General features: G+C 70.3%; 21 protein-coding genes. 16 read left to right on the top strand and 5 right to left on the bottom strand.

What is annotated here, in order from left to right:
* From infB to DW296_RS10325, 3 genes are all read left to right on the top strand, one after another.
* Window positions 1–2,458 (top strand): translation initiation factor IF-2 (infB, locus tag DW296_RS10335; protein ID WP_205807930.1); only part of this gene is annotated, 2,458 nt, incomplete at its 5' end.
* A gap of 104 nt (window positions 2,459–2,562) precedes the next feature.
* A complete protein-coding gene (gene rbfA, locus DW296_RS10330; protein ID WP_060923633.1) occupies window positions 2,563–2,988 on the top strand; it encodes a 30S ribosome-binding factor RbfA in 426 nt (141 codons plus the stop codon).
* Between the two features lie 160 nt (window positions 2,989–3,148).
* Window positions 3,149–5,209, top strand: a complete 2,061-nt coding sequence (locus tag DW296_RS10325; protein WP_136052158.1) for a helix-turn-helix domain-containing protein — start codon at window positions 3,149–3,151, stop codon at window positions 5,207–5,209.
* A 7-nt stretch (window positions 5,210–5,216) separates the two neighbouring features.
* Here DW296_RS10325 and DW296_RS10320 read toward each other — a convergent pair whose 3' ends face one another.
* Window positions 5,217–6,113 carry an A/G-specific adenine glycosylase gene (locus DW296_RS10320; RefSeq protein ID WP_446724138.1) on the bottom strand — a complete coding sequence of 299 codons (897 nt, stop codon included), beginning with the start codon at window positions 6,111–6,113 and terminating at the stop codon, window positions 5,217–5,219.
* A 52-nt stretch (window positions 6,114–6,165) separates the two neighbouring features.
* On the opposite strand from DW296_RS10320, the gene truB reads away from it, so the two are divergent.
* From truB to DW296_RS10290, 6 genes are all read left to right on the top strand, one after another.
* On the top strand, window positions 6,166–7,059 hold the full coding sequence (gene truB, locus DW296_RS10315) for a tRNA pseudouridine(55) synthase TruB (protein ID WP_136052157.1): 894 nt from the start codon (window positions 6,166–6,168) through the stop codon (window positions 7,057–7,059).
* Window positions 7,056–7,424, top strand: a complete 369-nt coding sequence (locus DW296_RS10310) for a hypothetical protein (RefSeq protein WP_136052156.1) — start codon at window positions 7,056–7,058, stop codon at window positions 7,422–7,424. The genes truB and DW296_RS10310 overlap by 4 nt, the downstream gene beginning before the upstream one ends.
* A gap of 55 nt (window positions 7,425–7,479) precedes the next feature.
* Window positions 7,480–7,917, top strand: a complete 438-nt coding sequence (locus DW296_RS10305) for a hypothetical protein (RefSeq protein ID WP_240743061.1) — start codon at window positions 7,480–7,482, stop codon at window positions 7,915–7,917.
* Complete coding sequence (locus tag DW296_RS10300) at window positions 7,914–8,864, top strand: bifunctional riboflavin kinase/FAD synthetase (RefSeq protein WP_136052154.1); 951 nt, start codon at window positions 7,914–7,916, stop codon at window positions 8,862–8,864. Before DW296_RS10305 ends, DW296_RS10300 begins: the two co-directional genes overlap by 4 nt.
* Before the next feature lie 201 nt (window positions 8,865–9,065).
* Entirely contained in the window at window positions 9,066–11,210 is a 2,145-nt protein-coding gene (locus tag DW296_RS10295) for a DEAD/DEAH box helicase (RefSeq protein WP_136052153.1), read from the top strand.
* 204 nt (window positions 11,211–11,414) lie between these two features.
* Window positions 11,415–12,443 (top strand): 6-phosphofructokinase, encoded by a 1,029-nt coding sequence (locus DW296_RS10290; RefSeq protein WP_025103187.1) that lies wholly within the window; start codon window positions 11,415–11,417, stop codon window positions 12,441–12,443.
* A gap of 219 nt (window positions 12,444–12,662) precedes the next feature.
* On the opposite strand, the gene DW296_RS10285 is transcribed toward DW296_RS10290, so the two are convergent.
* Window positions 12,663–13,313 (bottom strand): endonuclease domain-containing protein, encoded by a 651-nt coding sequence (locus tag DW296_RS10285; protein WP_240743060.1) that lies wholly within the window; start codon window positions 13,311–13,313, stop codon window positions 12,663–12,665.
* A gap of 561 nt (window positions 13,314–13,874) precedes the next feature.
* Window positions 13,875–15,968, bottom strand: a complete 2,094-nt coding sequence (locus tag DW296_RS10280) for a S9 family peptidase (RefSeq protein WP_136052152.1) — start codon at window positions 15,966–15,968, stop codon at window positions 13,875–13,877.
* A 154-nt stretch (window positions 15,969–16,122) separates the two neighbouring features.
* On the opposite strand from DW296_RS10280, the gene DW296_RS10275 reads away from it, so the two are divergent.
* The 4 genes from DW296_RS10275 to DW296_RS10260 are packed head-to-tail and all read left to right on the top strand — an operon-like array spanning window position 16,123 to window position 20,312.
* Window positions 16,123–17,487 carry an inorganic phosphate transporter gene (locus tag DW296_RS10275; protein ID WP_136052151.1) on the top strand — a complete coding sequence of 455 codons (1,365 nt, stop codon included), beginning with the start codon at window positions 16,123–16,125 and terminating at the stop codon, window positions 17,485–17,487.
* Entirely contained in the window at window positions 17,484–17,819 is a 336-nt protein-coding gene (locus DW296_RS10270) for a hypothetical protein (RefSeq protein ID WP_025103191.1), read from the top strand. Before DW296_RS10275 ends, DW296_RS10270 begins: the two co-directional genes overlap by 4 nt.
* A 51-nt stretch (window positions 17,820–17,870) precedes the next feature.
* The gene (locus tag DW296_RS10265) at window positions 17,871–18,800 is read left to right on the top strand and encodes a phosphodiesterase (RefSeq protein ID WP_136052150.1); all 930 of its coding nucleotides are present in this window, start codon (window positions 17,871–17,873) and stop codon (window positions 18,798–18,800) included.
* Between the two features lie 51 nt (window positions 18,801–18,851).
* A complete protein-coding gene (locus tag DW296_RS10260) occupies window positions 18,852–20,312 on the top strand; it encodes an aspartate ammonia-lyase (RefSeq protein WP_071328404.1) in 1,461 nt (486 codons plus the stop codon).
* 64 nt (window positions 20,313–20,376) lie between these two features.
* On the opposite strand, the gene DW296_RS10255 is transcribed toward DW296_RS10260, so the two are convergent.
* Window positions 20,377–21,246: a fumarylacetoacetate hydrolase family protein gene (locus DW296_RS10255; RefSeq protein WP_136052149.1), complete on the bottom strand. Its 870-nt coding sequence runs from the start codon at window positions 21,244–21,246 to the stop codon at window positions 20,377–20,379.
* Between the two features lie 89 nt (window positions 21,247–21,335).
* On the opposite strand from DW296_RS10255, the gene DW296_RS10250 reads away from it, so the two are divergent.
* From DW296_RS10250 to DW296_RS10240, 3 genes are all read left to right on the top strand, one after another.
* A complete protein-coding gene (locus DW296_RS10250; RefSeq protein ID WP_136052148.1) occupies window positions 21,336–22,637 on the top strand; it encodes a PrsW family intramembrane metalloprotease in 1,302 nt (433 codons plus the stop codon).
* A gap of 214 nt (window positions 22,638–22,851) precedes the next feature.
* Window positions 22,852–23,220, top strand: a complete 369-nt coding sequence (locus DW296_RS10245) for an FKBP-type peptidyl-prolyl cis-trans isomerase (RefSeq protein WP_025103196.1) — start codon at window positions 22,852–22,854, stop codon at window positions 23,218–23,220.
* A 178-nt stretch (window positions 23,221–23,398) separates the two neighbouring features.
* Window positions 23,399–23,953 carry a YceI family protein gene (locus DW296_RS10240; RefSeq protein ID WP_025103197.1) on the top strand — a complete coding sequence of 185 codons (555 nt, stop codon included), beginning with the start codon at window positions 23,399–23,401 and terminating at the stop codon, window positions 23,951–23,953.
* 29 nt (window positions 23,954–23,982) lie between these two features.
* On the opposite strand, the gene DW296_RS10235 is transcribed toward DW296_RS10240, so the two are convergent.
* A complete protein-coding gene (locus DW296_RS10235) occupies window positions 23,983–25,278 on the bottom strand; it encodes an MFS transporter (protein ID WP_136052147.1) in 1,296 nt (431 codons plus the stop codon).
* Window positions 25,279–25,348 lie beyond the last annotated feature (70 nt).

Below are 25,348 nucleotides of genomic sequence, written 5' to 3'. Positions count from 1 at the left end.
GGATGAGAAGCCCGCCGAGGCCGAGGAGAAGCCGGCCGCGAAGAAGAAGGCTCCGGCGCCCTCGGCGCCAGCGAAGCCGTCGGCTCCGGCTCCGGCCGCGCCGTCCTCCAGTGACGGCAACGCGCCGAAGCCCGGCGCGCCCCGCCCCGGCAACAACCCGTTCTCGTCCGCTCAGGGCATGGGCCAGCGTCCCGCCGGTCCTCGTCCCGGCAACAACCCCTTCGCCTCGGCGCAGGGGATGGGCCAGCGGCCGACCCCCGGGAACATCCCGCGCCCGCAGGCGCCCCGTCCCGGCGCTCCGCGCCCGGGTGCCCCTCGTCCCGGCTCGCCGCGACCCGGTGCACCCCGCGGCGGTCAGGGTGGTCGTCCCGGTGCTCCGTTCCAGCAGCGTACGGGCGGCCCCGGTCGTCCCGGCGGTGGTGGCGGTCCCGGTGCAGGTCCCCGTCCCGGCGGTGGTTTCGCCGGTCGTCCCGGTGGCGGCGGTGGCCGCGGCCGCGGTCCCGGCGGGGGTACCGCCGGCGCCTTCGGCAAGGGCGGCGGCAAGAGCAAGCAGCGCAAGTCGCGGCGGGCGAAGCGGCAAGAGTTCGAGATGCGGAGCGCTCCGGTCGTCGGTGGCGTCAACGTCACCCGCGGCAACGGGGAGATCATCCGCATGCGTCGCGGCGCGTCCATCGCGGACTTCGCCGACAAGATCGAGTCCCTGACCGGCTACACCGTGCAGCCGGGCACCCTCGTCACGATCCTCTTCAACCTCGGCGAGATGGCCACGGCCACCGAGTCGCTGGATGAGGCCACGTTCGAGGTCCTCGGTGAGGAGCTGGGCTACAAGGTCCAGATGGTCTCGCCCGAGGACGAGGACAAGGAGCTCCTCGAGGGCTTCGGTCTCGACCTCGAGAAGGAGCTGGAGGAGGAGAGCGAGGACGACCTCGAGATCCGTCCCCCGGTGGTCACCGTCATGGGTCACGTCGACCACGGTAAGACCCGCCTTCTCGACGCGATCCGTCAGACCAACGTCATCGAGGGTGAGGCCGGCGGCATCACCCAGCACATCGGTGCCTACCAGGTCTGGACCGAGCACGACGGCATCGAGCGGGCGATCACCTTCATCGACACCCCCGGTCACGAGGCGTTCACCGCCATGCGTGCCCGTGGTGCGCAGGTGACCGACCTCGCGATCCTCGTGGTCGCGGCCGACGACGGCATCATGCCGCAGACGGTCGAGGCGCTGAACCACGCTCAGGCGGCGAACGTGCCGATCGTGGTCGCGGTGAACAAGGTCGACAAGCCAGAGGCCAACCCGGCCAAGGTGCGCCAGCAGCTCACCGAGTACGGTCTGGTGGCCGAGGAGTACGGCGGCGACGTCATGTTCGTCGACGTGTCGGCCCGTGCCAACACCGGTATCCAGGAGCTCCTGGACGCGGTTCTGCTCACTGCGGACGCCGGTCTCGACCTCACCGCCAACCCGAACAAGGCCGCTCGCGGTGTCGCCATCGAGGCGAAGCTCGACAAGGGCCGCGGTTCGGTCGCGACGGTGCTGATCCAGTCCGGAACCCTCCGGGTCGGCGATGCGATCGTGGCGGGCACCGCCTATGGCCGCGTCCGCGCGATGATCGACGAGAACGGCGAGATCGTCGAGGCGGCCGCGCCGTCTCGTCCGGTCCAGGTGCAGGGTCTGAACTCCGTGCCGCGCGCCGGCGACGTCTTCATCGTCACCGAGGAAGACCGCATGGCCCGTCAGATCGCGGAGAAGCGCGAAGCCGTCGAGCGCAACGCCCAGCTGGCCAAGGCCCGCAAGCGCATCTCGCTCGAGGACTTCACCCGTGCTCTCGAAGAGGGCAAGGTCGAGTCGCTCAACCTCATCATCAAGGGTGACGTCTCCGGTGCCGTCGAGGCGCTGGAGGAGTCGCTCCTCAAGATCGAGGTCGACGACTCGGTGCAGCTGCGCATCATCCACCGCGGTGTCGGTGCGATCACCGAGTCCGACGTGAACCTGGCGACGATCGACAACGCGATCATCGTGGGCTTCAACGTCCGCCCCGACACGAAGGCGCGCGAGCGCGCCCAGCGTGAGGGCGTGGACATCCGCTTCTACTCCGTCATCTACAACGCGATCGAGGAGATCGAGAGCTCGCTCAAGGGCATGCTCAAGCCGGAGTACGAAGAGGTCCAGTCGGGTGTCGCCGAGATCCGCGAGGTGTTCCGCTCCTCGAAGTTCGGCAACATCGCGGGTGTCATCGTCCGGTCCGGGACGATCACGCGGAACGCGAAGGCCCGCGTCATCCGCGACGGCGTCGTCATCGCCGATGGCCTCGCCATCGAGTCGCTGCGTCGGTTCAAGGACGACGTCACCGAGGTGCGGACGGACTACGAGGCCGGTATCGGCCTCGGCAAGTACAACGACATCCAGATCGGCGACGAGATCGAGACGACCGAGATGGTGGAGAAGCCGCGCGGCTGATCCGTCGACTCCGGCGGCTGCCTCCTCCTCCCATGACGGGGGAGGGGGCAGCCGTCTCCGCGGTTCGCTGGGAGCCGCGATGCACAGAGGTGGGAGAAGGAACTATGGCTGGTGAACGACAGGCCCGACTCGCGGATCGCATCCGCGTGATCCTCGCCGAGCGCTTGGAGAAGGGGCTGCGCGACCCGCGTCTCGGCTTCGTGACCATCACCGACGTCCGCGTGAGCGGCGATCTGCAGCACGCCTCCGTGTTCTATACGGTGCTCGGCACCGAAGAGGAGCGCCTCGCCAGTGGTGCGGCGCTGACCTCGGCGACCGGCATGCTGCGCAGCGAGGTCGGACGACAGCTCAGCACCCGGCTCGTCCCCACGCTCGAGTTCATCCCGGACGCCCTGCCGGAGAACGCCGACCACATCACCGCTCTGCTCCGTGAGGCGCAGGAGCGGGATGCGGAGGTGGCCAAGCTGGCCTCGTCCGCGACCCACGCCGGTGAGGCCGACCCCTACCGGTCGGACGACGACGAGGATTGAGCCCGTCTGATACCCTCAGGTCCGCGGCGGGACAACCGGTGGATCTGGGGGGATCGACATTCAGGCGACGAGCACGCCCGCGGGACTCTTCGTCGCGCCCGTCGTCGTCGAGCCGCTGCTGGATGAGCTTCGACGGCGCGACCTGTGTTGCGCGCCGCACGTGGCTGCGCAGCTCGCCGCTTCTCTGCCCGAGGACGTCGACGCCGTCCTCGCGGTGGCCGCCCGCCTGACGCCCGAGCAGCGCCGCGGACTGAGTCGGCTCCCGTGGCCGCTGCCGTCTGCGACGGTCCGGGCAGGCATCCGAGGGCTGGCGAGCCGCGACCGGCTGCTCCTGCTCACCGTGGTGCTGGCGCTGGAGGAGGAGCTGGAACCGATCCTCGGGGCCGCTGGGCGCAGTGTGGAGGAAGTGCGGGCGAGCGCCGCCGCGCCGCATCTGACGATCCACGCCGGCTCCATCCGGCTCACCGACCCGCGCGCGGCCGCGGAGGTGTACGAGGCGGCGTCGGCGGCGGAGGTCGTGCTCGTGCACAGACGACTGGCCGACGTCGCGGTCGCACGCGGGGACCGGAGTGGCGCGGCGTGGCATCGCGCGCGGTCCTGTGCCGTACGAGACCGTCGAGCCGCTGTGCTCTTGACGGCCTGCGCCCGCCACGCCTCCGACGAGGGGCTCATAGAACGCGCGCTGCTCTTGGCCGGCGAGGCCGCCGCGCACGCGACCGGCGCCCTCGCCGACGAGGCGCGAGTGCTCGCAGGCTGCATGGCGCTCGCGTGCGGCCACGCCGCCGATGCCGAGGCGTGGTTGAGCGGCCTCTTCCCGGGCGCGGCGGAGCACCGACGAACGCGGGCGGTCGGCCCCTACCTCGCCGCCCGCACCATTCGGCACGGGCTCGTCCCGGCCGTCGATCCGCGCCGAGTCGTGCCGGGCTCTGCGACCGACGCCACTGTCTGGGCGAGGTCCGCGGGGCTCGTCGCGATCCTGTGCGCGGAACACGGCGACCGGGTCGCAGCGCGCCGCTGGCTCGCTCAGGTCCGGCACATGAACTCCCACGCCGCAGGGGCGGACGGCCCGCTGCATGATGCGTTGGAGGGGTTGTGCGGGCTCCTCGCCGGCGACATCGTGGCCGGTGGCACGGCCGGGGACCCCGGGGTGCTCGGCGGCGTGTCGGCGGCGCTGCACGCGGCATGCGCGGGGGACATCGACGCAGGTCTGCGGCTGCTGCGTTCCGGGGGACTTCGGGGCGAGGGGGAGGTCGATCCGCTTTTCCCCGGCTTCGAGAGCAGTCCCGTGCTGCGGGCCTATCGAGCCGTCACCGAGGTGCTGCTCCTGGTCTGGCGGGGAGACATCGGTCACGCCAGGGAGGTGCTCCGGCGGGCGGCGGTCGAGCTGCCCGTCGCGATCCCGTTCGCGGGTCTCGGCGTCGTGCTGGCGCGACGGCTCGACCTGGCCGTCCTCGGCGTCCTGGGCCCGATCGCGCGCGCTCTCACCGACGTGCTCCCTCGCGCCGTCGCGCTGGACGTCCTGGTCGACAGAGCCGTCGAGGCGTACCTGGACGGCTCCTTCGAGGCGGCCGTCGGCGCCATGGGCCTGTGGCGGGACCGCGGTGCCCCGCAGCCGTTGTTCGCGGTGCCCGGAGTCGACGAGGTCTTGCTCTGCTCGTCGGGGGGACACCGACCGGCGACCGTGCATCCGCCAGAGAGCGAACTCGCCGCGGCGTTGCGCCAGGCAGTCGTGGGGACCTCAGGCGGTACCTGGCGCACGGACCAGGAAACGCTGCGGGTGGCGGCGAGCCGGCTCCGGTCCCCGTTCGCCCGGGGGCGGGTCGAGGCGCTGCTCGGGGTCCGATCCGGTCTGCACGGAGACGCGGCCTCGGCGCACGGGCACCTTGCGCACGCCGAGCGGCTGTTCGAGGTCGCGGGCGCGCGCGCCTGGGAGCGTGCGATGCGGCGACGGCGGGAACGGCTCGAGGAGTCGATGAGCGCGGCGGAAGGGTCCGATGGTCTGCGTGGCTGCCGCAGCGCCTGGGCCCAGCGACTGACACCGCGGGAGCTGGAGGTGGCGATGCACGCGGTCGGAGGGACGGCGAACCGTGCGATCGCGGAACGGCTGTCGGTCTCCGTCCGGACGGTCGAGGTGCACCTGGGACGCGCGTTCGTGAAGCTGGACGTCCGCAACCGCGTCGAGCTGACGGTGCTCGCGCACCGGACCGAACAGTTCCTCTGAGGCGCGCTCACCGCGGCAGGGAGAGGCCCTCCCCGTCGGCTTCCGCGAGCCCGTCGGCGATGAGGGAGTCGATCGCGCGATCCCGCTGACGCGCGTCGGGCCATTCCGGGAGGACGGCGGTGAGCGGGACCGCGGCGGGAGTAGCGGCGCGCAGGAGCCGGAGCACGGCGCCGCGGGCCTGCCGGTCCGATCCCTCGTACGCGGCCTGTCGTCGTCGCTCATCCCCGGTGTCGGGCTGGCCGGCCGCGAGCCACGCGCAGGCGTCCGCCAGCGGGCAGCGCTCGCACTGCGGTGCCCGGGAGGTGCAGACCGTCGCACCGAGTTCCATCGCCGCGGCGTTGATGACGGATGCGGCGACGGGGTCCTCGGGGAGTATCGCGGCCATGAGCGCGAGGTCGCGGCGGGAGGGGGACCCCGGTTGCGCTCGTCCCTCGATCGCCCGGGCCAGGACGCGCCGGGTGTTGGTGTCGACGACGGGATGACGGTCGCCGTACGCGAACACGGCCACGGCACGGGCGGTGTAGTCGCCGATCCCGGAGAGGGCGAGGAGGGCGTCGACGTCACGCGGCACGACGCCGCCGTGGCGCTCGACCACCTCGACGGCCGCACGGTGCAGCCACAGGGCGCGCCGCGGATAGCCGAGGTTCGCCCATTGCTGCACGACCTCCGCCGGAGAGGCGGCCGCCATCGCGCGGGGCGTGGGCCATCGCGTCAGCCACGCGTCGAGGTGCGGGATCACGCGGGTCACGGGCGTCTGCTGCAGCATGAACTCGCTCACAAGCACGCCCCAGGCGCCGAAGGCCGCGTGGAAGTCCGGACGGCGCCAGGGGAGGTCGCGGGCGTGCTCGGCGTACCAGCCGTGCAGGGGCGTCATCGTCGCGGGAGACGGTGCGGGCGCGGCCATCCCTCCAGCCTAGGCGAGCGGTCGCGGCTCCCGCTCTCGGTAGGCTGGAGGGATGGCGACCCCCGGCATCCTCCTCGTCGACAAGCCCGGCGGGCTGACCAGTCACGACGTGGTCGCCCGCACGCGTCGGGCCTTCGGAACCCGCAAGGTCGGTCACGCGGGGACCCTCGACCCGATGGCCACCGGACTGCTCGTCATCGGCATCGAGGGCGCGACCCGGCTCCTCACCTACATCGTGGGAGCGGACAAGACCTACGAGGCGACCATCCGGCTCGGTGCCGTCACATCCACCGACGACGCCGAGGGGGAGATCCTCCACCGCGCGGATGGGAGCGCCCTCGCGGCGATCGAGGATGCGGCGATCGATGCCGGAGTGGCCGCGCTGACGGGCGCGATCTCCCAGGTCCCCAGCGCGGTGTCGGCCATCAAGGTCGACGGCCGCCGCGCCTACGATCGTGTCCGTGCGGGCGAGGAGGTCGTCCTCGAACCGCGGGATGTCGTCGTCTCCCGATTCGACGTCGTCGCGCGACGTCGAGATGATCGCGCCATCGACCTGGACGTCGTCGTGGACTGCTCGTCCGGAACGTACATCCGCTCGCTGGCCCGCGACCTGGGCGCCGCTCTCGGCGTGGGTGGTCATCTGACCGCCCTTCGCCGTACCCGTGTCGGCCCGTTCGACGTGCGCGATGCCGTCACGATCGACGCCCTGGAGGGCGCCCCCGTGCTCTCCCCAGGCGAGGCCGCCGGCCGCGTCCTCCCCGTCCTCCGCGTCTCGGCGGAGGAGGCACGTGATCTGCGACACGGCAAGCGATTGGCCGGCGCCGTTGCGCGACTGGACGGCCCGCTCGCGGCCGCCATCGAAGACGACGGCGGCCTGGTGGGGATCGTCGAGAAGCGCGGCGCCGATGTGAAGAGCGCCATGAACATGCCGGAGGTCTCCCGATGATCCTGTGGTTCACGATCGTCCAGATCGTCGTCGCCCTCGCCGCGGGGCTCTTCTGCCTCGGTGCGGGATTCGCCGGTCGGCGCCCCAGTGACTTCTCCGTGGGGGCGCTCGCTCTCGTCGAGGTGCTGCTCGTCGCACAGATCGTCGTCGCCATCGTGGCGCCCCTCGCCGGGAACCCGCCGACCGGGGACCTGCTGGAGTTCTGGGTGTATCTCGTCTCGGCTGCCCTGCTGCCTGTGGGCGCGGTGCTCTGGGCTCTCATGGAACGCAGCCGGTGGAGCACGGTCGTCCTCGGTGTGGCCGCCCTCGCGATCGCGATCATGCTCTGGCGCATGCAGGTCATCTGGACCGTGCAGGTCGCTTGAGGAGCACCCGGAGCGGACGCCGGGGAGCCTACCCGGCTCTAGGATGGAATGCGCTATGAGCTCCACCGCCCCCTCCACTCGGATGACCGGCATCGGTCGTGTCCTGGTGATCGTCTACGCCGTGATGGCGCTGGCGGCCACCGGGCGCAGCTTCGTGCAGATCGTCCGTCGCTTCGACGAGGCCCCGTTGGCCTACAGCCTCTCGGCGCTCGCTGCGGTCGTGTATGTCCTGGCGACGCTCGCGCTCGTCTTCGCGCGTCGTCGCGGCTGGTACACCGTCGCGTGGGTGGCGATCATCTTCGAGCTCACCGGTGTGCTGGTCGTCGGCGTGCTCAGCCTCGTCCTGCCCGACCTGTTCCAGCACGAGACCGTGTGGTCGCTGTTCGGTCGCGGCTACCTCTTCATCCCCCTGGTCCTCCCGGTCTTCGGCATCTGGTGGCTGCGCACGCATCGGCCCGTCGACGCCGCGCGTCCGGTCGAGGTCGCCGCGTGATCGTGTTCCGGAGTCCGGACGAGGTGCCGGAGAACTACGGTCCCAGCGCCGTCGCCATCGGGAAGTTCGACGGCGTGCACGAGGGGCACCGCGCCGTCATCCGTCGCCTGGAAGAGGCCGCCGCGGGGTCGGGGAGCCGGGCCGTCGCGGTGACGTTCGACCGCAACCCCCTCGCGGTGATCCGCCCCGACCGGTGCCCCGAGAACGTCGTGACCGTCGACCGCAAGCTGGAGCTCCTGGGCGAGCTCGGGCTCGACGCGACGCTCGTGCTGACCTTCGACGAGACGCTCGCGGCCCTCAGCGCGGAGGACTTCGTCGCCGATATCCTCGTCGGCGCGCTGCACGTGTCCACCGTCCTCGTAGGCGCTGACTTCCGCTTCGGGCACCGAGGCGCGGGCACCCCCGACCTGTTGCGCGAACTCGGCCCCCGGTACGGCTTCACCGTCGAGGTCGTCGACGACGTCTATCTGCCGGGGTCCAGCCGTCGTGTCTCGTCGAGCTGGATCCGCGAGCTCCTGATGGCCGGTGACGTCGCCGAGGCGACTCGCGCTCTCGGCCGATATCCCGACGTGCGCGGCGTCGTGGTCCACGGCCTGAAGCGTGGACGAGAGCTCGGCTTCCCGACCGCGAACCTCTCCACGATCGTCGATGCGTTCGTGCCGGCGGACGGCGTCTACGCGGGGTGGCTCATCGACCACGACACCGGCATCCGGCATCCCTCGGCGATCTCGGTGGGCACGAACCCGACCTTCGACGACGTGCTCGTGCGGCAGGTCGAGGCGCACGTGCTGGGGGAGACCGGACTCGATCTCTACGGTCACGACGTGACGGTCGAGTTCGTCGCGCGGCTGCGCGGCATGGTCGCCTTCGAGGGCATCGAGAAGCTGATGACCCAGATGGCCGCCGATGTGACGCAGGCCGCGACCATCCTGGACGTGTCCGCGTAACACGGCGGCGCCGTGTTTCCGCGGCCGGTGCTCGCGATGACATAGAATGGGATCAGGCTCCCGCCGGTCCCGCACTCATCGCGTGCTCCGGAGGGAACACCGATCCACAGTCCGCACGGTCCTGGCTCACGCCACACGCGGACGACGAGAACGGCTCGCGGCTCCCCGGAGGCGCCGGAGCCCTTCAGGCTCAGGAGGAGCATGCCGACCACGGCAACCGCCGCCCCGCGGCGTAAGAAGACGTCCCGTCGCGACGACGAGGCACCGCTCATCCCGATCCTCGCGCGCAAGGTGCGCGAGATCGAGGCGAAGTCCCAGCGCGGCAAGCTGGGCCCCACGAACCGCACGAAGTTCCAGGTGATCGCCTTCCTGGTGCGCGAGGAGCGCGCCCGCGTGAAGGCCGATTCCGAGATCACCGACGCGGCCCGCGCCGAGCTGCTCAAGCGCCTCGACGGCGTCGCGACGATCCTCGCGAAGACGGCCGCGCGGGACACCTCGCTCATCCAGCTGCTCGAAGCAGACCAGGCCACGTCGCCCGTCGCGAAGCGGATGCGACGCGACTGGCTGCTCGAGTCCGGCGCTGAGCTCCCGCCGGAGGAGCTCATCATCGCCGACCCGGCGCCCGTGCAGACGCCCGTGGTGCCCGCGGCCATCGCGGAGCGTCAGGTCACCCCGCCGTCGGTGGAGGCCCGTCAGCTCGCCAACCCGTTCCTCGCGCCCGACCTGACCCCGCGACCGGCCAGCACGCCCCGCCGCCGCCTCGACGGCTGGGAGCTCATGGGGCCGCTGTACAAGGCCTTCGAGACCGGCGCGGGCGGTGCGGCGGCGTCGATGGAGCTTCCGCCGGCCCCGGAGTTCGATCACATCTCGCCCAAGGGCCGCGAGATCATGGTGCACCAGTCCCGATTCCTCGAGGCTGTGCGCGCCGGACACCGCAGCTTCCTGCTCGCCGACGAGCCGGGCCTCGGCAAGACGGCGCAGTCGGTGCTCGCGGCCTCCGTGGCCGGCGCCTATCCGCTGCTCGTGGTGGTGCCCAACGTCGTGAAGATGAACTGGGCGCGCGAGGTCGAGCGGTGGACGCCGCAGCGTCGTGCCACGGTCATCCAGGGCGACGGCGACGACATCGACGCCTTCGCCGACGTGTTCATCGTCAACTACGAGATCCTCGACCGTCACATGTCGTGGCTCGCGTCGATCGGCCTGCGCGGCATGGTCGTCGATGAGGCTCACTTCATCAAGAACCTCTCCTCGCAGCGCTCGCAGAACGTGCTGTCGCTCGCGGCGCAGGTGCGCGAGCGCACCCCGGGGCACGATCCGCTCATGCTCGCCCTCACGGGCACCCCGCTCATCAACGACGTCGAGGACTTCGACGCCATCTGGCGTTTCCTCGGCTGGACGAACGGCGAGAAGCCCGGACCCGAGCTCATGGAGAAGCTCGACGCGACGGGGCTCACGCCCGCGGACAAGGCCTTCTACCCGGAGGCCCGCGACGCGGTGATCTCGATGGGCATCGTGCGGCGCAAGAAGAAGGATGTCGCCGCCGACCTGCCCGACAAGCTGGTCGCCGATCTGCCGGTGCAGCTCGACGACGAGTTCGGTCGCAGCATCCGCCAGGCCGAGCGGGAACTGGGGGAGCGGCTGGCCGCCCGCTACCGTCGCATCATCGAGGCGCGGGGCGACCGAGGACTCGCGCCCGGAGAGATCGACGACGACATCGTCCGGCTGGTGGCGCAGAACGAGCTCGAGGAGTCGAAGGCCGCCGGGACCGGGGGAGACAACGTCTTCACGATGGTGCGCCGCATCGGTCAGGCCAAGGCCCTCCTGGCGGCCGACTACGCCGCACAGCTGCAGCGGTCGGTCGGCAAGGTCGTGTTCTTCGCGAAGCACATCGACGTCATGGATCAGGCGGAGGCGCACTTCGCCTCGGCAGGCATCCGCGCGGTGTCCATCCGCGGTGACCAGACGAACACGGCGCGGCAGCAGGCGATCGACGACTTCAACGGCGACCCCGAGGTCGGCATCGCGGTGTGCTCGCTGACGGCGGCCGGCGTCGGGCTCAACCTGCAGGCGGCGTCGAACGTCGTCCTCGCGGAGCTGTCGTGGACGGCGGCCGAGCAGACGCAGGCCATCGACCGTGTGCACCGCATCGGGCAGGACGAGCCGGTCACGGCCTGGCGGATCATCGCCGCCCACACGATCGACACGAAGATCGCGGAGCTCATCGACCAGAAGCAGGGGCTCGCAGCGCGTGCTCTGGACGGCGAGGCGACGGAAGAGGCGGCGAGCGAGTCGGTGCAGCTGGCGGCGCTCATGCACCTTCTTCGCGAGGCTCTGAGCGGCCGCTGAGACGGCGTCAAGAACGCGACTTCTTAACGCCGTTCCGGCGACGACATCCTTCCGCGGCGCGAACTTCGACGGAATCGCTCATCGTGGCCGTCAAGATCGGCGGTTTTCGACGCGCTCGAATGGCCACGCGAGGGGGCGGCGCGCTAGTGTCGATCGCAGGCACTGTCGCCTCACCCCCATCCCTCGACCTCCGAAGGCAGCAGCATGAAAATCGGCATCCTGACGAGCGGCGGCGACTGCCCCGGACTCAACGCGGTCATCCGCGGCATCGTGCTCAAGGGCACCACGACGTACGACCTCGAGTTCGTCGGCATCCGTGACGGGTGGCGCGGCGTCGTCGAGGGCGACTTCATGCCCCTGACGCGCCACGAGGTGAAGGGGCTGTCCAAGGTGGGCGGCACGATCCTCGGCACATCCCGCACCAACCCGTACGAGGGGGAGCGCGGAGGTGCGGACAACATCGCGAAGACCCTCTACGGGCACAAGATCGACGGCATCGTCGCCATCGGCGGCGAAGGCACCCTCGCCGCGGCGGACCGCCTCGCGAAGGACGGCATCAAGGTGCTCGGCGTCCCGAAGACGATCGACAACGACCTCCGTGCCACCGACTACTCGTTCGGCTTCGACACGGCCGTGAACATCGCCACGGACGCCATGGACCGGCTCCGGACCACCGGCGACTCCCACCAGCGCTGCATGGTCGCCGAGGTCATGGGCCGTCACGTCGGCTGGATCGCCCTGCACGCCGGCATGGCCGCCGGTGCGCACGTCATCTGCATCCCCGAGGTGCCGATGTCGCTGGACGAGATCACCGCTCTGGTCACGAGTGCCCACGATCGCGGTCGCGCGCCGCTCGTCGTCGTCTCCGAGGGCTTCAAGCTCGCCGGTATGGACGAGGCCTACAGTGACAAGGGTCTGGATGCGTTCAACCGCCCGCGGCTCGGCGGCATCGGCGACCTGCTCGCCCCCGAGATCGAGCGGATCACCGGCATCGAGACGCGCGCCACGATCCTCGGGCACATCCAGCGCGGCGGCTCGCCGTCGGCGTTCGATCGCGTCCTCGCGACTCGCCTGGGCCTGCACGCCGCGGACGCGATCGTCGACGGCGCCTGGGGGCAGATGGTGGCGATGCAGGGCACCGACATCGTCCGCGTTCCGTTCGCCGATGCTCTCGGTGAGCTGAACACCGTACCCCGCTACCGCTACGACGAGGCCGCCGCCCTCTTCGGCTGACCTCCAGCTTCAGGCTCTCGCTGGGCTCGCGCAGCTTCAGGCTGACGCGCGGCTTCAGGCATCGTGCGGTCTTTGTGGCCTGAACTCCCGTGAGAGCCTGTGTCCGCGTGGCCGCCTGTTCTCCCGGGCTCGCGCTGTGTCAGGCCCTCGCGTGGCTTCAGGCATCGTGCGGTCTTTGTCGCCTGAACTCGCGCGAGTGCTGGGCTTGTGCTCGATCTGCTACCCGCGAGCCGCCGGACGGCTCCCGCGATGGAGGCCCTGCGCGAGCGCCGCTAGGACGGTGTCCTCGACATGACTGTCGTCGACCATGACCTGGTGGTAGTCGAAGCGCAGGACGGTGTAGCCGCGGAGTGCGAGCCTCGCGTCGGCAGCGAGGTCTCGTCGCCGGTCGGCCGCAGCGCTGTGGTGGCGGAAGCCGTCGATCTGGATCGCGAGCCGTTCGCCGATGACACCGTCGAGCGGATGGCCGTCCACCCACACCTGCTGTCGCACGTCGATGCCGATCGCGCGCATCCGTTCGATGAAGACCGTCTCGGGGCCGGAGTCGGACCGGCCGCGGACGGTTTGAGCGAGGCGTTTCGCGGCGTCGCACCGCCATCGCACCCGCGCGAGCGTATCCAGCTCCACCGCCCCGTGACGGATGGCGGACTCCCAGATCGCGCGGGCCTCGACAGGCGCCCGACATCGCGCGACCTGGAAGAGGACATCTAGGACGGGATCGACCGCCGCGCGCGGATGCGCCGGCACAGGTCCCTGGGCGCAGTGCACCTGGACGCCGCCGCGGTCGAAGCGAGAAGCGGTACGGGGGAGGGCGACGTGTACGTCCGTGGCCCCGACATCCCACCATCCGGCGAGGGCCGAAGCACTCACACAGGTGACTCTCCCGCCTACCGAAGCAGCGGCCCGGCGCCGTGGATCGACATCGGGGACGAGGAGCCACGAGCGGCGCACGCGCTCGAGTGCGCCTTCCTGCACCGCGCGACGCATCTGGTACTCGGTGAAGCCCGCCTCCCGTACGCGCGACGAATGCGCGGATCCCCCCTGCTCTCGAACCCAGCTCTCGACCCTTGTGCGTCTCACCCCTCCACCCTGAGCGCTCGCGCCGCACTCTCCATCACAGCGCTCGGGATGGGGAAGTCGTTCGCGAAACCCTTGCCCTGTGCAGGATCAGTCGTCGCGTGTCGTCACCGCAGGCGTCCGCGCGAGATCAGGCAGCAAGAACCTCTCGCGCCTGATGTCGCGCGAGCGCCTGAGGACGCGCGGAAGTCTGAGCCGACGTCGGACACGGGAGTGCAGGCCTCCACGCGAGATCAGGCAAGGAGAACCACTCGCGCCTGATGCCGCGCGAGGGCCTGATGCCGCGCGCGTGACTGATGCCGCGCGAGGGCCTGATGCCGCGCGAGTGCCTGATACCGCGAGGGCCTGGTGCCGTCAGGCGAGGTGGAGCGTGTCGAGCAGCCAGGCGAGCTCGAACGCCCGCTCGCGCCAGGAGTTGTACCGTCCGCTCACGCCCCCGTGCCCCGCGACCATCTCGCACTTGAGCAGCACGTCCGTCGCGCCGGCCTCCCGCAGCCGGGCGACCCACTTGGCGGGCTCCACGTAGAGCACGCGGGTGTCGTTCAGCGAGGTCACCGCAAGAATCCGCGGATACTCCACGCCGTCGCGCACGTTCTCGTACGGCGTGTACGACTTCATGTACGCGTACACCTCCGGGTCGTGCAGCGGGTCGCCCCACTCGTCCCACTCGATCACCGTGAGGGGGAGCGAGGGGTCGAGGATCGTGGTCAACGCGTCGACGAACGGCACACCCGCCAGGATCCCGGCGAACAGTTCGGGCGCGAGGTTGGCGACCGCTCCCATCAGCAGACCGCCCGCACTGCCGCCCTCCGCGACGAGCTGGGCCGGGGTCGTGGTGCCCTGGTCCACGAGGTGCCGGGCGCAGGCGACGAAGTCCGTGAAGGTGTTCCGCTTGTGCAGGAGCTTGCCCTCTTCGTACCACTGCCGACCCATCTCGCCGCCGCCGCGCACATGCGCCACGGCGAAGACGACCCCGCGGTCCAGCTCCGAGAGCCGTGCGACGGAGAAGCCGGGGTCGATCGAGTGCTCGTACGAACCGTAGCCGTAGAGGTGGACCGGACGCGCGGTCGCACCGGGCTCGCCGAAGGAGCGCTTCCACACGAGCGAGATCGGCACGCGCGTGCCGTCCTCCGCGGTGGCCCATTCCCGCCGCTGTCCGTAGTCGGCGGGGTCGTAGTCGCCGAGCACCGTCACCTGCTTGCGCAGCACGAGCTCCCGCGTCGCGAGGTCGAGCTCGTAGACCGTGCCGGGCGTGACGAACGACGTGTAGCCGAGACGCAGGAAGGGGGAGTGCCACTCGGGGTTGCCGCTGACGCCCGCGGAGTAGAGCGGCTCGTCGAACCGCAGCTCCTCCACCGCGTTCGTCGCGTAGTCCAGTAGTCCGACGCGCTCGAGCCCCTCGCTGCGATACTCCACCGTGGCGAAGTCGCGGAACGCGTCCACCCCGAGCAGTCGTCGCCCCGGCCGATGGGCGACGATGACCTGGCGCGCCCCCTGCGGGTCGTCCGCCGCGACGGAGACGAGTTCGAAGTCCAGGGCGCCGTCGTTGTGCAGGATGAGGAGCCGGTCCTCACCGTCGACCACCGCGTGCTCGAGCGAGTACTCCACACCCTCCCGCCGCGGCCATACCGGACGCGGCTCCGCGGTGATGTCGCCCGCGAGATCGACGAGGTACTCCTCACTCGTGATGCTGGAGCCCACCCCGATCACGAGGTAGCGACGACTGCGAGTGATCCCTGCACCGAGCCAGAACTTCTCGTCGGGCTCGTGGAACAGCGTGATGTCGTCCGACACCGGGGTGCCCAGGCGGTGCAGCCACAGGGTGTCCGGACGCCAGGCGTCGTCGCGGGTCGTGTAGAGGATGCCGGTGCCGTCCGGGGTGAAGAACGCACCCCCGGTGTTCGGGATCTCGTCGTCGAGGGTGACGCCCGTCTCCAGGTCGCGCACGCGCACGGTGTAGAGCTCGTCGCCCTCGAAATCGGTCGACCACAGCAGCTTCGTCGCATCGTCGGAGGTGTCGAACGCGCCGAGCGAGAAGAACTCGTGCCCCTTCGCCTCGACGTTGCCGTCCAGCAGTACCACCTCGCCGGGCACCGGCACCCCCGGCTCGAGACGCGGCGGCGTCCAGTCGCCTTCGACGGCGGCGGCGCGGCAGTGGATACCGTACTGCGCCCCCTCCTCGGTGCGGCTGTAGTACCACCAGTCTCCGCGTCGCGTCGGCACGGAGAGGTCCGTCTCCTGGACCCGTCCCTTGATCTCCTGGAACAGCGTCTCGCGCAGATCGGCCAGGTGTGCGGTCTCGGCCTCGGTGTGCGCGTTCTCCGCCTCCAGGTGTGCGATGACCTCGGGGGAGTCCTTGGCGCGCAGCCACTCGTACGGGTCGTCGACCGTGTCGCCGTGGTGCGTGCGGAGGGTGGAACGGCGGGCGGCGATCGGGGCGTCAGTCACCGTCCCACGCTATCCCAGGTCGAGTTGACCGGCACGGGGGACGGTGGCAGGATTTACCGGGGCCGGTAAACGGAAGTCAAACCCACGGTGAACTCTTCGTTCGTCACGTCGATCCCGTCGACATCTCCCTCTTCCTCAAGACCGAAAGCGAACGGTGGAAACCGCAGCCCTCATCGTCGTGCTCGTCATCGCGCTGGCACTCTTCTTCGATTTCACGAACGGGTTTCACGACACCGCGAACGCGATGGCCACGCCCATCGCGACCGGCGCCCTCAAGCCCAAGACCGCGGTGCTCCTGGCCGCCCTGCTGAACCTCGTCGGCGCCTTCCTGTCGACGGAGGTGTCCAAGACCATCTCCGGCGGCATCATCCAGGAGGATGCGATCATCGCCGCAGGGGCGGAGTTGTTCCTCTCGCTGATCTTCGCCGGACTCATCGGCGCGATCACCTGGAACATGCTGACCTGGCTGCTCGGTCTGCCGTCCAGCTCCTCCCACGCCCTCTTCGGCGGCCTGATCGGCGCGACGCTCGTCGGTGCCGGCCTCGGGGGCATCGATTTCGGCGCCGTGCTGTCGAAGATCGTCCTCCCCGCTCTCATCGCCCCGATCACCGCCGGCATCATCGCCTTCGCGGCGACGAAGATCGCCTACTCGGTCACCCGTCGTTATGACGGCAAGCCCGACGGGCGCGACGGCTTCCGCTGGGGGCAGATCTTCACGTCCTCCCTCGTCGCCCTCGCGCACGGCACGAACGACGCGCAGAAGACGATGGGCGTCATCACCCTCGCGATGATCACGATCGGCTGGCAGTCCGGTGCGCACCACGAGCCCGAACTCTGGGTCATCGTCGCCTGTGCCTTCACGATCGCCCTCGGCACGTACCTCGGTGGCTGGCGCATCATCCGCACGCTGGGCAAGGGCCTGACCGACGTCAAGCCGGCGCAGGGCTTCGCGGCCGAGAGCTCGACGGCAGCGACGATCCTCGCCTCCAGCGCCCTCGGCTTCGCCCTCTCCACCACGCAGGTGGCCTCGGGATCGGTCATCGGATCGGGTCTCGGTCGCCGCGGCTCGACGGTCCGCTGGCGGACGGCCGGCCGCATCGGCGTCGGCTGGCTGCTGACCCTGCCCGCGGCCGGCGGTGTCGGCGCCCTGGCGGCGCTGCTCGTCGTCTGGCTCGGTCCCTGGGGCGTGGCGATCGACGCTGTGCTCGCGGTGGTGATCATCCTCGGGCTGTACATGCGTTCCCGGCGGAACGCCGTCACGCCGGCCAACGCCATGAGCGACGTCGCCGAGTCCCACCTCGCGGTCGAGGTCCCCGACACCCCGCCGCCCACGCGTCGCCAGCAGCGCATCGCCCAGGCGAAGGCGGAAGCCAAGGCCCGTGCCGAGGCCAAGGAGAAGGCGAAGGCCGAGGCCAAGGACAAGGCGAAGAAGAAGGCCAAGGCCAAGGCCGACGCGAAGGCCGCGAAGACCGGCAGCGTCTCCTCGTCCGATGCGCCGCAGAACGGGGATTCGGCATGAATGTCACGATCGACTGGATCGCCTTCCTGCAGGTGTTCGCTGCCGCGCTCATCGGCGCTGCTGCCATCGTCACCTTCTACGCCCTGGGTCTGCGTCTGCTCGTACGCAGCGGACGAGCGCCCGTCGTGAGCCCCGCGGAGTTCACCGATGCCATCACGGTGATCTCCGAGAAGGAGCTCAAGCGGGCCGCCAAGCAGGCGGCGAAGGCGGCGAGGAAGAGCCCGCTCACCGAAGGGCAGAAGACCCTCGCCCTCGTGGGCGCCTACGGCTGCTTCGTGCTCTGCGGGGCCGCGGTCATCGCCGGCATCCTGCTCATCGTCGTCGGCCACTGAGCGTCCGGCGCGCCAAGGAGGAGCGTCGGCGCCCGCCCCTAGGCTGAGGGCATGTCCGCACTCAACGGAACACCTCCGGTCTTCGGTCGGTACGCCCCCGCCTCCCACGTCCTGATCCATGTGAGCGATCCGCACTTCCTCGCCGGAGGTGCCGCGCTGGGAGGACGGTACGACGTCGAGCGCACGTTCGCGCAGACCCTCGAGGCTATCCGCGCCGTGCACCCCGCTCCCGCCGCCATCGTGATCACCGGGGACCTCGCCGACCTCGGCGAGCCGGATGCGTACCGCCGGCTCCGGGCCGCGGTCGAGCCGGTCGCCGCCGAGCTCGGCGCACCCGTGGTCTGGGTCGCGGGGAACCATGACGAGCGCCCGGCGCTGCGCGAGGTGCTCCTCGACGCCGAGCCCACCGAGGAGCCGGTCACCGGGGTGTGGGATCTCGACGGGCTGCGCCTCGTGGCCCTCGACACCAGCGTTCCGGGCTGGCACCACGGCGACCTCGATCCGGCCCAGCTCGCGTGGCTCGCCGACGTCCTCGCCGAGCCCGCGCCGCACGGCACGATCCTCGCGATGCATCACCCGCCGCTGCCCAGCCATCTGCCGCTGTTCGACATCCTCGAGCTCCGTCATCAGGACGAGCTCGCCGCCGTCATCCGCGGCACCGACGTCCGCGGCATCCTCGCCGGCCACCTGCACTACTCCGCACACGGTCTGTTCGCCGGTGTCCCCGTGAGCGTGGCATCCGCCACCTGCTACACGATGAACGTCGCCCGTCCGGCGGCGGAGGTGAACGGCATGGACGCCGCCCAGGCCTTCCAGCTCGTGCACGTGAGGCCGGAGACCCTCACGCACACCGTCGTCCCGGTGGTCGACGCACCGACCGGCGACTACTTCTCGGAGGAGTGGATCGCCCGGATGGCGGCGCTCACCCCGGAAGAGCGCCTGGAGGCGTTCTCCCGGAAATCCCCGCAGGGACCGGCGTAGACTGGTCGCATCCCCCACCTTTCCGTTCGCCACGACCCACGAGGATGTGACATGGCTTCTGCCGCGCCCGCCAATACCCGCACCGAGACCGATTCGCTGGGGAGCATGGAGATTCCCGCCGACGCGTACTGGGGGATCCACACCGCCCGCGCCGACGCGAACTTCCCGATCACGAAGCGCCCCATCTCGGTGTACCCCGAACTGGTGATCGCGCTCGCGATGGTGAAGCAGGCCAGCGCCAGGGCCAACAAGGAGATCGGCGTCCTCGACGCCGAGCGGGCCGACCTCATCGACCGCGCGGCGCAGCGCGTCATCGACGGCGAGTTCCACGACCAGTTCACGGTCGGCGTCATCCAGGGCGGCGCCGGCACCTCGACGAACATGAACGCGAACGAGGTCATCACCAACATCGCGCTCGAGATGGCCGGACGCGAGAAGGGCGACTACGCCTTCCTCTCTCCGATCGATCACACGAACCGCAGCCAGTCGACCAACGACGTCTACCCGACCGCGGTCAAGATCGGCCTCTCGCTGACGCTGCGCTCGCTGCTCGACGAACTGGACGCGCTGCGCGTCGCTTTCCTCGGCAAGGCGGGGGAGTTCCACGACATCCTCAAGGTCGGCCGCACGCAGCTCCAGGACGCCGTGCCCATGACGCTCGGCCAGGAGTTCCACGGCTTCGCCACGACCCTGGGTGAGGACCACAGCCGCCTCACCGAGAACGCCTCCCTCATGTTCGAGATCAACATGGGCGCGACCGCGATCGGCACCGGCATCACGACCCACCCCGACTACGCGCCGGCGGTGCTGAAGCACCTGCGCGAGATCACCGGACTCGACCTCGAGACGGCGACCGACCTCGTCGAATCCACGAGCGACACGGGCGCCTTCATGTCGTTCTCCTCGTCGCTCAAGCGGAACGCGATCAAGCTCTCGAAGATCTGCAACGACCTGCGCCTGCTGTCGTCGGGTCCGCAGGCGGGCCTGGGCGAGATTAACCTGCCGGCGCGTCAGGCCGGCTCCAGCATCATGCCGGGCAAGGTCAACCCGGTGATCCCGGAGGTCGTGAACCAGGTGGCGTTCGCGGTCGTCGGCGCCGACATGACCGTGACCATGGCCGTCGAAGGCGGTCAGCTCCAGCTCAACGCCTTCGAGCCCGTCATCGCGCACTCGATCTTCCAGTCGATCACCTGGATGCGTCAGGCCATGTGGACGCTGCGCGTGAACTGCGTCGAGGGCATCACCGCCAACCGCGACCGCCTGGGCGCGATGGTCGGCGCGTCGGTCGGCGTCATCACGGCGCTCACGCCGTTCATCGGCTACGCGGCGGCCGCGGCTCTGGCCAAGACCGCCCTGCTGACCAACCGCAACGTCGCCGACCTGGTGGTCGAGGCGGGGCTCATGTCCCGCGACGAGGTCACCAAGCAGCTCTCTCCTGCCCGCCTCTCGGGTCTGGAGGCGGTCACCGCGGCCATCCCGATCGTCACCCCGGACGACCTCATCCAGATCTGAGCGTCGACCGGAGACGCGAAGGGGACGGGAGCTCGCGGCTCCCGTCCCCTTCGTCGTGTCCGGGTCAGTCGAGGATGCGGCAGTGCGTCGTGAGCTCGCCGATCCCGTCGATGCCGACCGTGACGGTCGAGCGGTCGCGGAGGAAGATCTGCGGGTCGCGGGAGTAGCCGGCCCCGCCGGGGCTGCCTGTCGAGATCAGGGTGCCGGGCAGCAGCGTGAGCGACTGGGAGAGATGGGCGATGAGCTTCGCCACCGAACGCACCATCTGGTCCGTGCTGGCGTCCTGCACGGTGTGCCCGTCCACGACGGTCCAGATGTGGAGGTCCTGCGGGTCGGCGATCTCGTCGGCGGTCACCGCGAACGGGCCGGTGGGGGTGAAGCCGTCGAACGACTTGCAGCGGGACCACTGCGCCTCGGAGAACTGGATGTTCCGCGCGGTGATGTCGTTGACCACCGTGTAGCCCCAGACATGCGCCAGGGCGTCGGCTTCAGAGACGTCCTTCGCCGGGGTGCCGATGAGCACGCCCAGCTCGGCCTCGTAGTCGACGGCCTCGCTGAGGCTCCTGGGCCAGGAGGTCGTCTGGTCGTGCCCGGTGAGCGAGTTGGGCCACAGGGTGAAGACCGTCGGCGCGGCGTCGGTCTTCAGGCCGAGTTCGCTGGAGTGCGCGGCGTAGTTGAGGCCGACGGCCAGCACGGCGGGCGGGCCGATCACCGCGGAGGCGAAGCCCCAGCCGTTCAGGGGGTGACGCGGAGCGTCGCCGTCGCGCAGGGCCGTGCGGAGCTCGTCGAGTCCGGCGTCTCCCCGCTCGATCAGCTGCTGCAGGGTGGCAGGCGCGTCGGACAGGAGATCGGAGACGAGGATGGCGTCCGAGCCCTCCACCACGGCGAGAACCGCACGAGGGGAGTCTGGACGGCGCAGGTGAGCGAACCGCATGCTTCTACGCTACCGGGTGCGTGCGGCTCGTCGGGTGGAGGAAGCCCCCAGAGCCCGGCGCGGATGCTTGTGCCCCATAAGCTTTGACCATGACCTTCGGAGGACCGTCCGACCCCCACCAGCCCGAGCGGTACACGCCCCCGTCCGCGCCGCCCGCGCAGCCGAGCGCGTACTCCGCTGCGCAGTACGCGCAGTCCCCGTACCTGCCGCCGTCGTTCGGGCAGCAGCCGGGCTACGCATCTGCGCTCGCGCAGCCGACGCCCTACACGCCGCCGGCCCCGGTCGCGCCGTCGCCTGCGGAGTCCCTGCCGGCTCTCCCGGTGCCGAACAGGAAGGGCCGCACGATCTCGTTGTGGCTGTTCGGCTTCCTCGGCTTCCTCCTGCTGGCGCTCATCGGCTACTTCGGCTGGGCGCTCGGGCCGACCGCCTCCGTGGTGGGGCTCGTGCTGGCCCTCATCCCGCTCACCATCGTCTTCCTCGGGGTGCGCATGATCGACCGCTGGGAGCCGGAGCCCAAGCGTCTCGTGGCGTTCGCGATCGCCTGGGGTGCCGTGGCCGCGGTCGGCCTCACGCTCCTGGTCGACATCGGTCTCACGATGCTGCTCGGCATCCGCTCCGAGGAGTTCTCGGCGGTGATCCAGGCGCCCATCGTCGAGGAGTTCTGGAAGGGCCTCGGAGTCTTCCTCATCTTCCTGCTCGCGCGGCGCTCCTTCGACGGTCCGGTGGACGGCGTCGTCTACGGGGCGCTCGTCGGCGCGGGCTTCGCGTTCACCGAGAACATCCAGTACTTCGCGATCAGTCTGATCGAGGGCGGCGGCGAGCAGCTCGGCGTCACGTTCATCGTGCGCGCGGTGCTGTCGCCGTTCGCCCACGCGATGTTCACCTCGCTGACCGGGTTCGCGATCGGGCTCGTGGCCCGCCGTCATGCGTCCGCGGGTGCGGCGGCCGGAGCCGGCCTGCTGGGCATGGTCGGAGCGATCCTCCTGCACGGGCTGTGGAACGGCTCGGCCACGTTCGCCGACTTCTTCGGGCTCTACTTCACCCTCCAGGTGCCGCTGTTCATCGGCTTCATCCTCGGGATCATCGCGTTGCGGCGCGAGGAGGCCCGCCTCACCCGCGCCCGCCTGGCCGAGTATGCCGCCGCCGGCTGGTTCACGCCGGAGGAGGTCACGATGCTGGCGACGCCGGCCGGCCGGAAGGTGGGCCTCGCCTGGGCGGCGCAGCTGCGTGGTGATCGCCGGCCGCTGATGCGCGAGTTCATCAAGGATGCGACGGCTCTGGCCGCCGTCCGCCAGCGGGCGATCACCGGTCGCGACCCGCTCGCGGTCGAAGACGAGCGTGCTTTGCTGATCCGGACGAGGGCGGCACGAGCCGCGCTGCTGGCCTACTGAGCGGCGCGCCCGGAGACAGACTCAGCGCCCGGTGCTGCGGCGATGCCTGCATGTCTCCCGGGCGCTGAGTTGATCTGCCACCAGGGTGCACCCGGCCCCGGGGATGTGTCAAGAGCCTCCGCGCCGGGGCGGTGGAGGCGGCTCGACGAGGTGTTCGCTGTGAGCAGGTGCGGTCGCGTTGACCGGGCGCGCGACGGTCGGGTTGGATGGAGCCATGACTGATCGCACAAAGCCCGAGTTCGACGCCCCGACCGGCCCTGCGCCCGCAGAACTGGTCATCCGCGACATCATCGAGGGTGACGGTGCCGAGGCCAAGCCCGGCGACACCGTCACCGTCCACTACGCCGGTGTGGAGTTCGAGTCCGGCGAGGAGTTCGACTCGTCGTGGGGTCGCGGCGAGACCATCCAGTTCCCGCTCCGCGGCCTGATCCAGGGCTGGCAGGACGGCATCCCCGGCATGAAGGTCGGCGGTCGTCGCGAGCTGATCATCCCGCCGCACCTCGCCTACGGCCCGGCCGGGGGAGGGCACTTCCTCTCCGGCAAGACGCTGATCTTCATCATCGACCTCGTCGCCGTCGGCTGACGCCCTCGTTCGGAAGCGCCCCGCACCCTGTGGTGTGGGGCGCTTCCGATGTCTCCGGACTTTCTGCTCGACACGGGAATACATGCGAGTGAATGTATGTTGTGGGAAGGGTGCCGCGGACGATCGCGGCGCCATCCCTTTCGCCGCCACCGCGGCCGACGACTCCTGAGGAGCATTCATGAGCAGCATCGACATCCCCGGTTACCGCCCCGGCACCTGGGTCCTCGACCCGTCCCACAGCGAGGTGACCTTCAGCGTCCGTCACATGATGATCTCCAAGGTGCGCGGCACCTTCGGCGTGAAGAGCGCGACGCTCGTGGCCCCGGAGAACCCCCTCGACGCCAAGGTCGAGGCCTCCGTCGACGTGACCTCGGTCGACACCAAGGACGAGGGTCGTGATCAGCACCTCCGCTCCGCCGACTTCTTCGACACCGAGAACTTCCCGACCATGGACTTCGTCTCGACCGGCGCGCGCGTCGAGGGCGGCGACTTCCTCGTGGACGGCGACCTCACCATCCGCGGCATCACCAAGCCCGTCACCTTCGAGCTCGACTTCGGCGGCTTCGGCAGCGACCCGTGGGGCAACTACAAGGCCGGTGCCTCCGCCAAGACCGTCATCAACCGTGAGGACTTCGGCCTCACCTGGAACGCCGCGCTGGAGACCGGCGGCGTGCTCGTCGGCAAGGACGTCACGATCACGCTCGACCTCCAGGGTGCGCTGCAGCAGGACTGACGCGCAGACCTCTCCGAACCCCGGGCCCGTCAGGGCTCGGGGTTCTCTGCGTCGTAGGCGCGGAACCGGGGGTGGCGTCGGGCGAGGAGGGCGACGAGGGCGATCACCAGCATCCCGCCGAGCAGCGGGGGGAACCACAGCGAGGTCAGCGTCGCGAGCGTCCCGGCGTAGAGGGCACCGACGCGCGGACCTCCGGTCACCACCACGACGAACAGGCCCTGCAGGCGTCCACGCATAGCGTCTGGCACTGCCGCCTGCATCATGGTGTTGCGGTAGATCGAGCTCACGTTGTCCGAGGCGCCGGAGAGCGCGAGCGTCACGCAGGCGGCAACGATGAGCAGGACGTGCGGCCGGTCCTCGCCGGCGGGTGTCCCGGAGAAGGCGCCGATCAGGAGGACGAGGCCGAACAGGGCGATGGCGGCGCCGTACGCCTCGATCGCGCGGGCGATGCCGCGGCCGTGCCACCGGTACTGCACCACGCGGCCGGAGAACAGGCTCGAGGAGAAGGTGCCGACGGCGACCGCCGCCGTGAGTATGCCGGTCGTGAACGCCCCGCCTCCGAGGATCACGGTGCCCAGTGCCGGGAAGAGGACGAGCGGCTGCCCGAACGTCATCGCGATGATGTCCATCACGTACTGCATGCGGATGTTGCCCGCCCGGCGGAGGAAGCGCCAGCCGTCGACGAGCGAGGCGAGGCCGGGGCGCACGATGTCGCCTTCGGGGCGCAGGGCGGGGAGGGTCCACAGTCCGAGGAACATCGACAGCATGAGCACGACGTCGATCGTGTACGTCCAGCCGTATCCGGTGAGCGCGACGAGGAGTCCGGCCAGGGCGGGGCCGGCCATGACCGTGAGTCCGAAGGCGACGCCGTTGAGCGCGGACGCGGCGGCGAGCATGCGGCGGGGGATGAGTCGGGGGACGATCGCCGTCCGCGTGGCCATCCCGACGGAGTTCGCCGCCGAGTTCACGATGCTCAGCGCGTACAGCCACCAGATCGTCTCCGTGCCGGTCCAGGTGAGCGCGGCGAGGAGCGCGGTGGAGGCGAAGGTCACGGTGGCCGCGATCAGCGCGACCCGCCGGCGGTCGAACGCGTCGGCGAGCATGCCGCCGTAGAGGCCTGCGAGAACCATCGGGAGAAGGCCGGCGACGGCGATCATCGAGACGGCGAACGTGCTCGCGGTCAGTTCGAACACATGCAGCATCACGGTCACGATGGTGAGCTGACCGCCGATCCCGGCGAGCGTCGAGCCGATCCACATCCGGGCGAAGGCCGGGCTCGCCTTCAGCGGGGTGAGGTCGATCAGATGGCCGCGTCGGGAGCTCACAGGGCGATCTTCTTCTGCACATCCCGAGCCTAGTTGACCGGTGCACCTCGCTCCGGACGCCGTGTCCCGC

This window comes from Microbacterium sp. K36 (assembly GCF_004794355.1).
Lineage (GTDB): Bacteria > Actinomycetota > Actinomycetes > Actinomycetales > Microbacteriaceae > Microbacterium > Microbacterium paraoxydans_D.
Note: the sequence above shows the minus strand (reverse complement) of the source record. Positions and strands in the feature narration are given on the sequence as shown.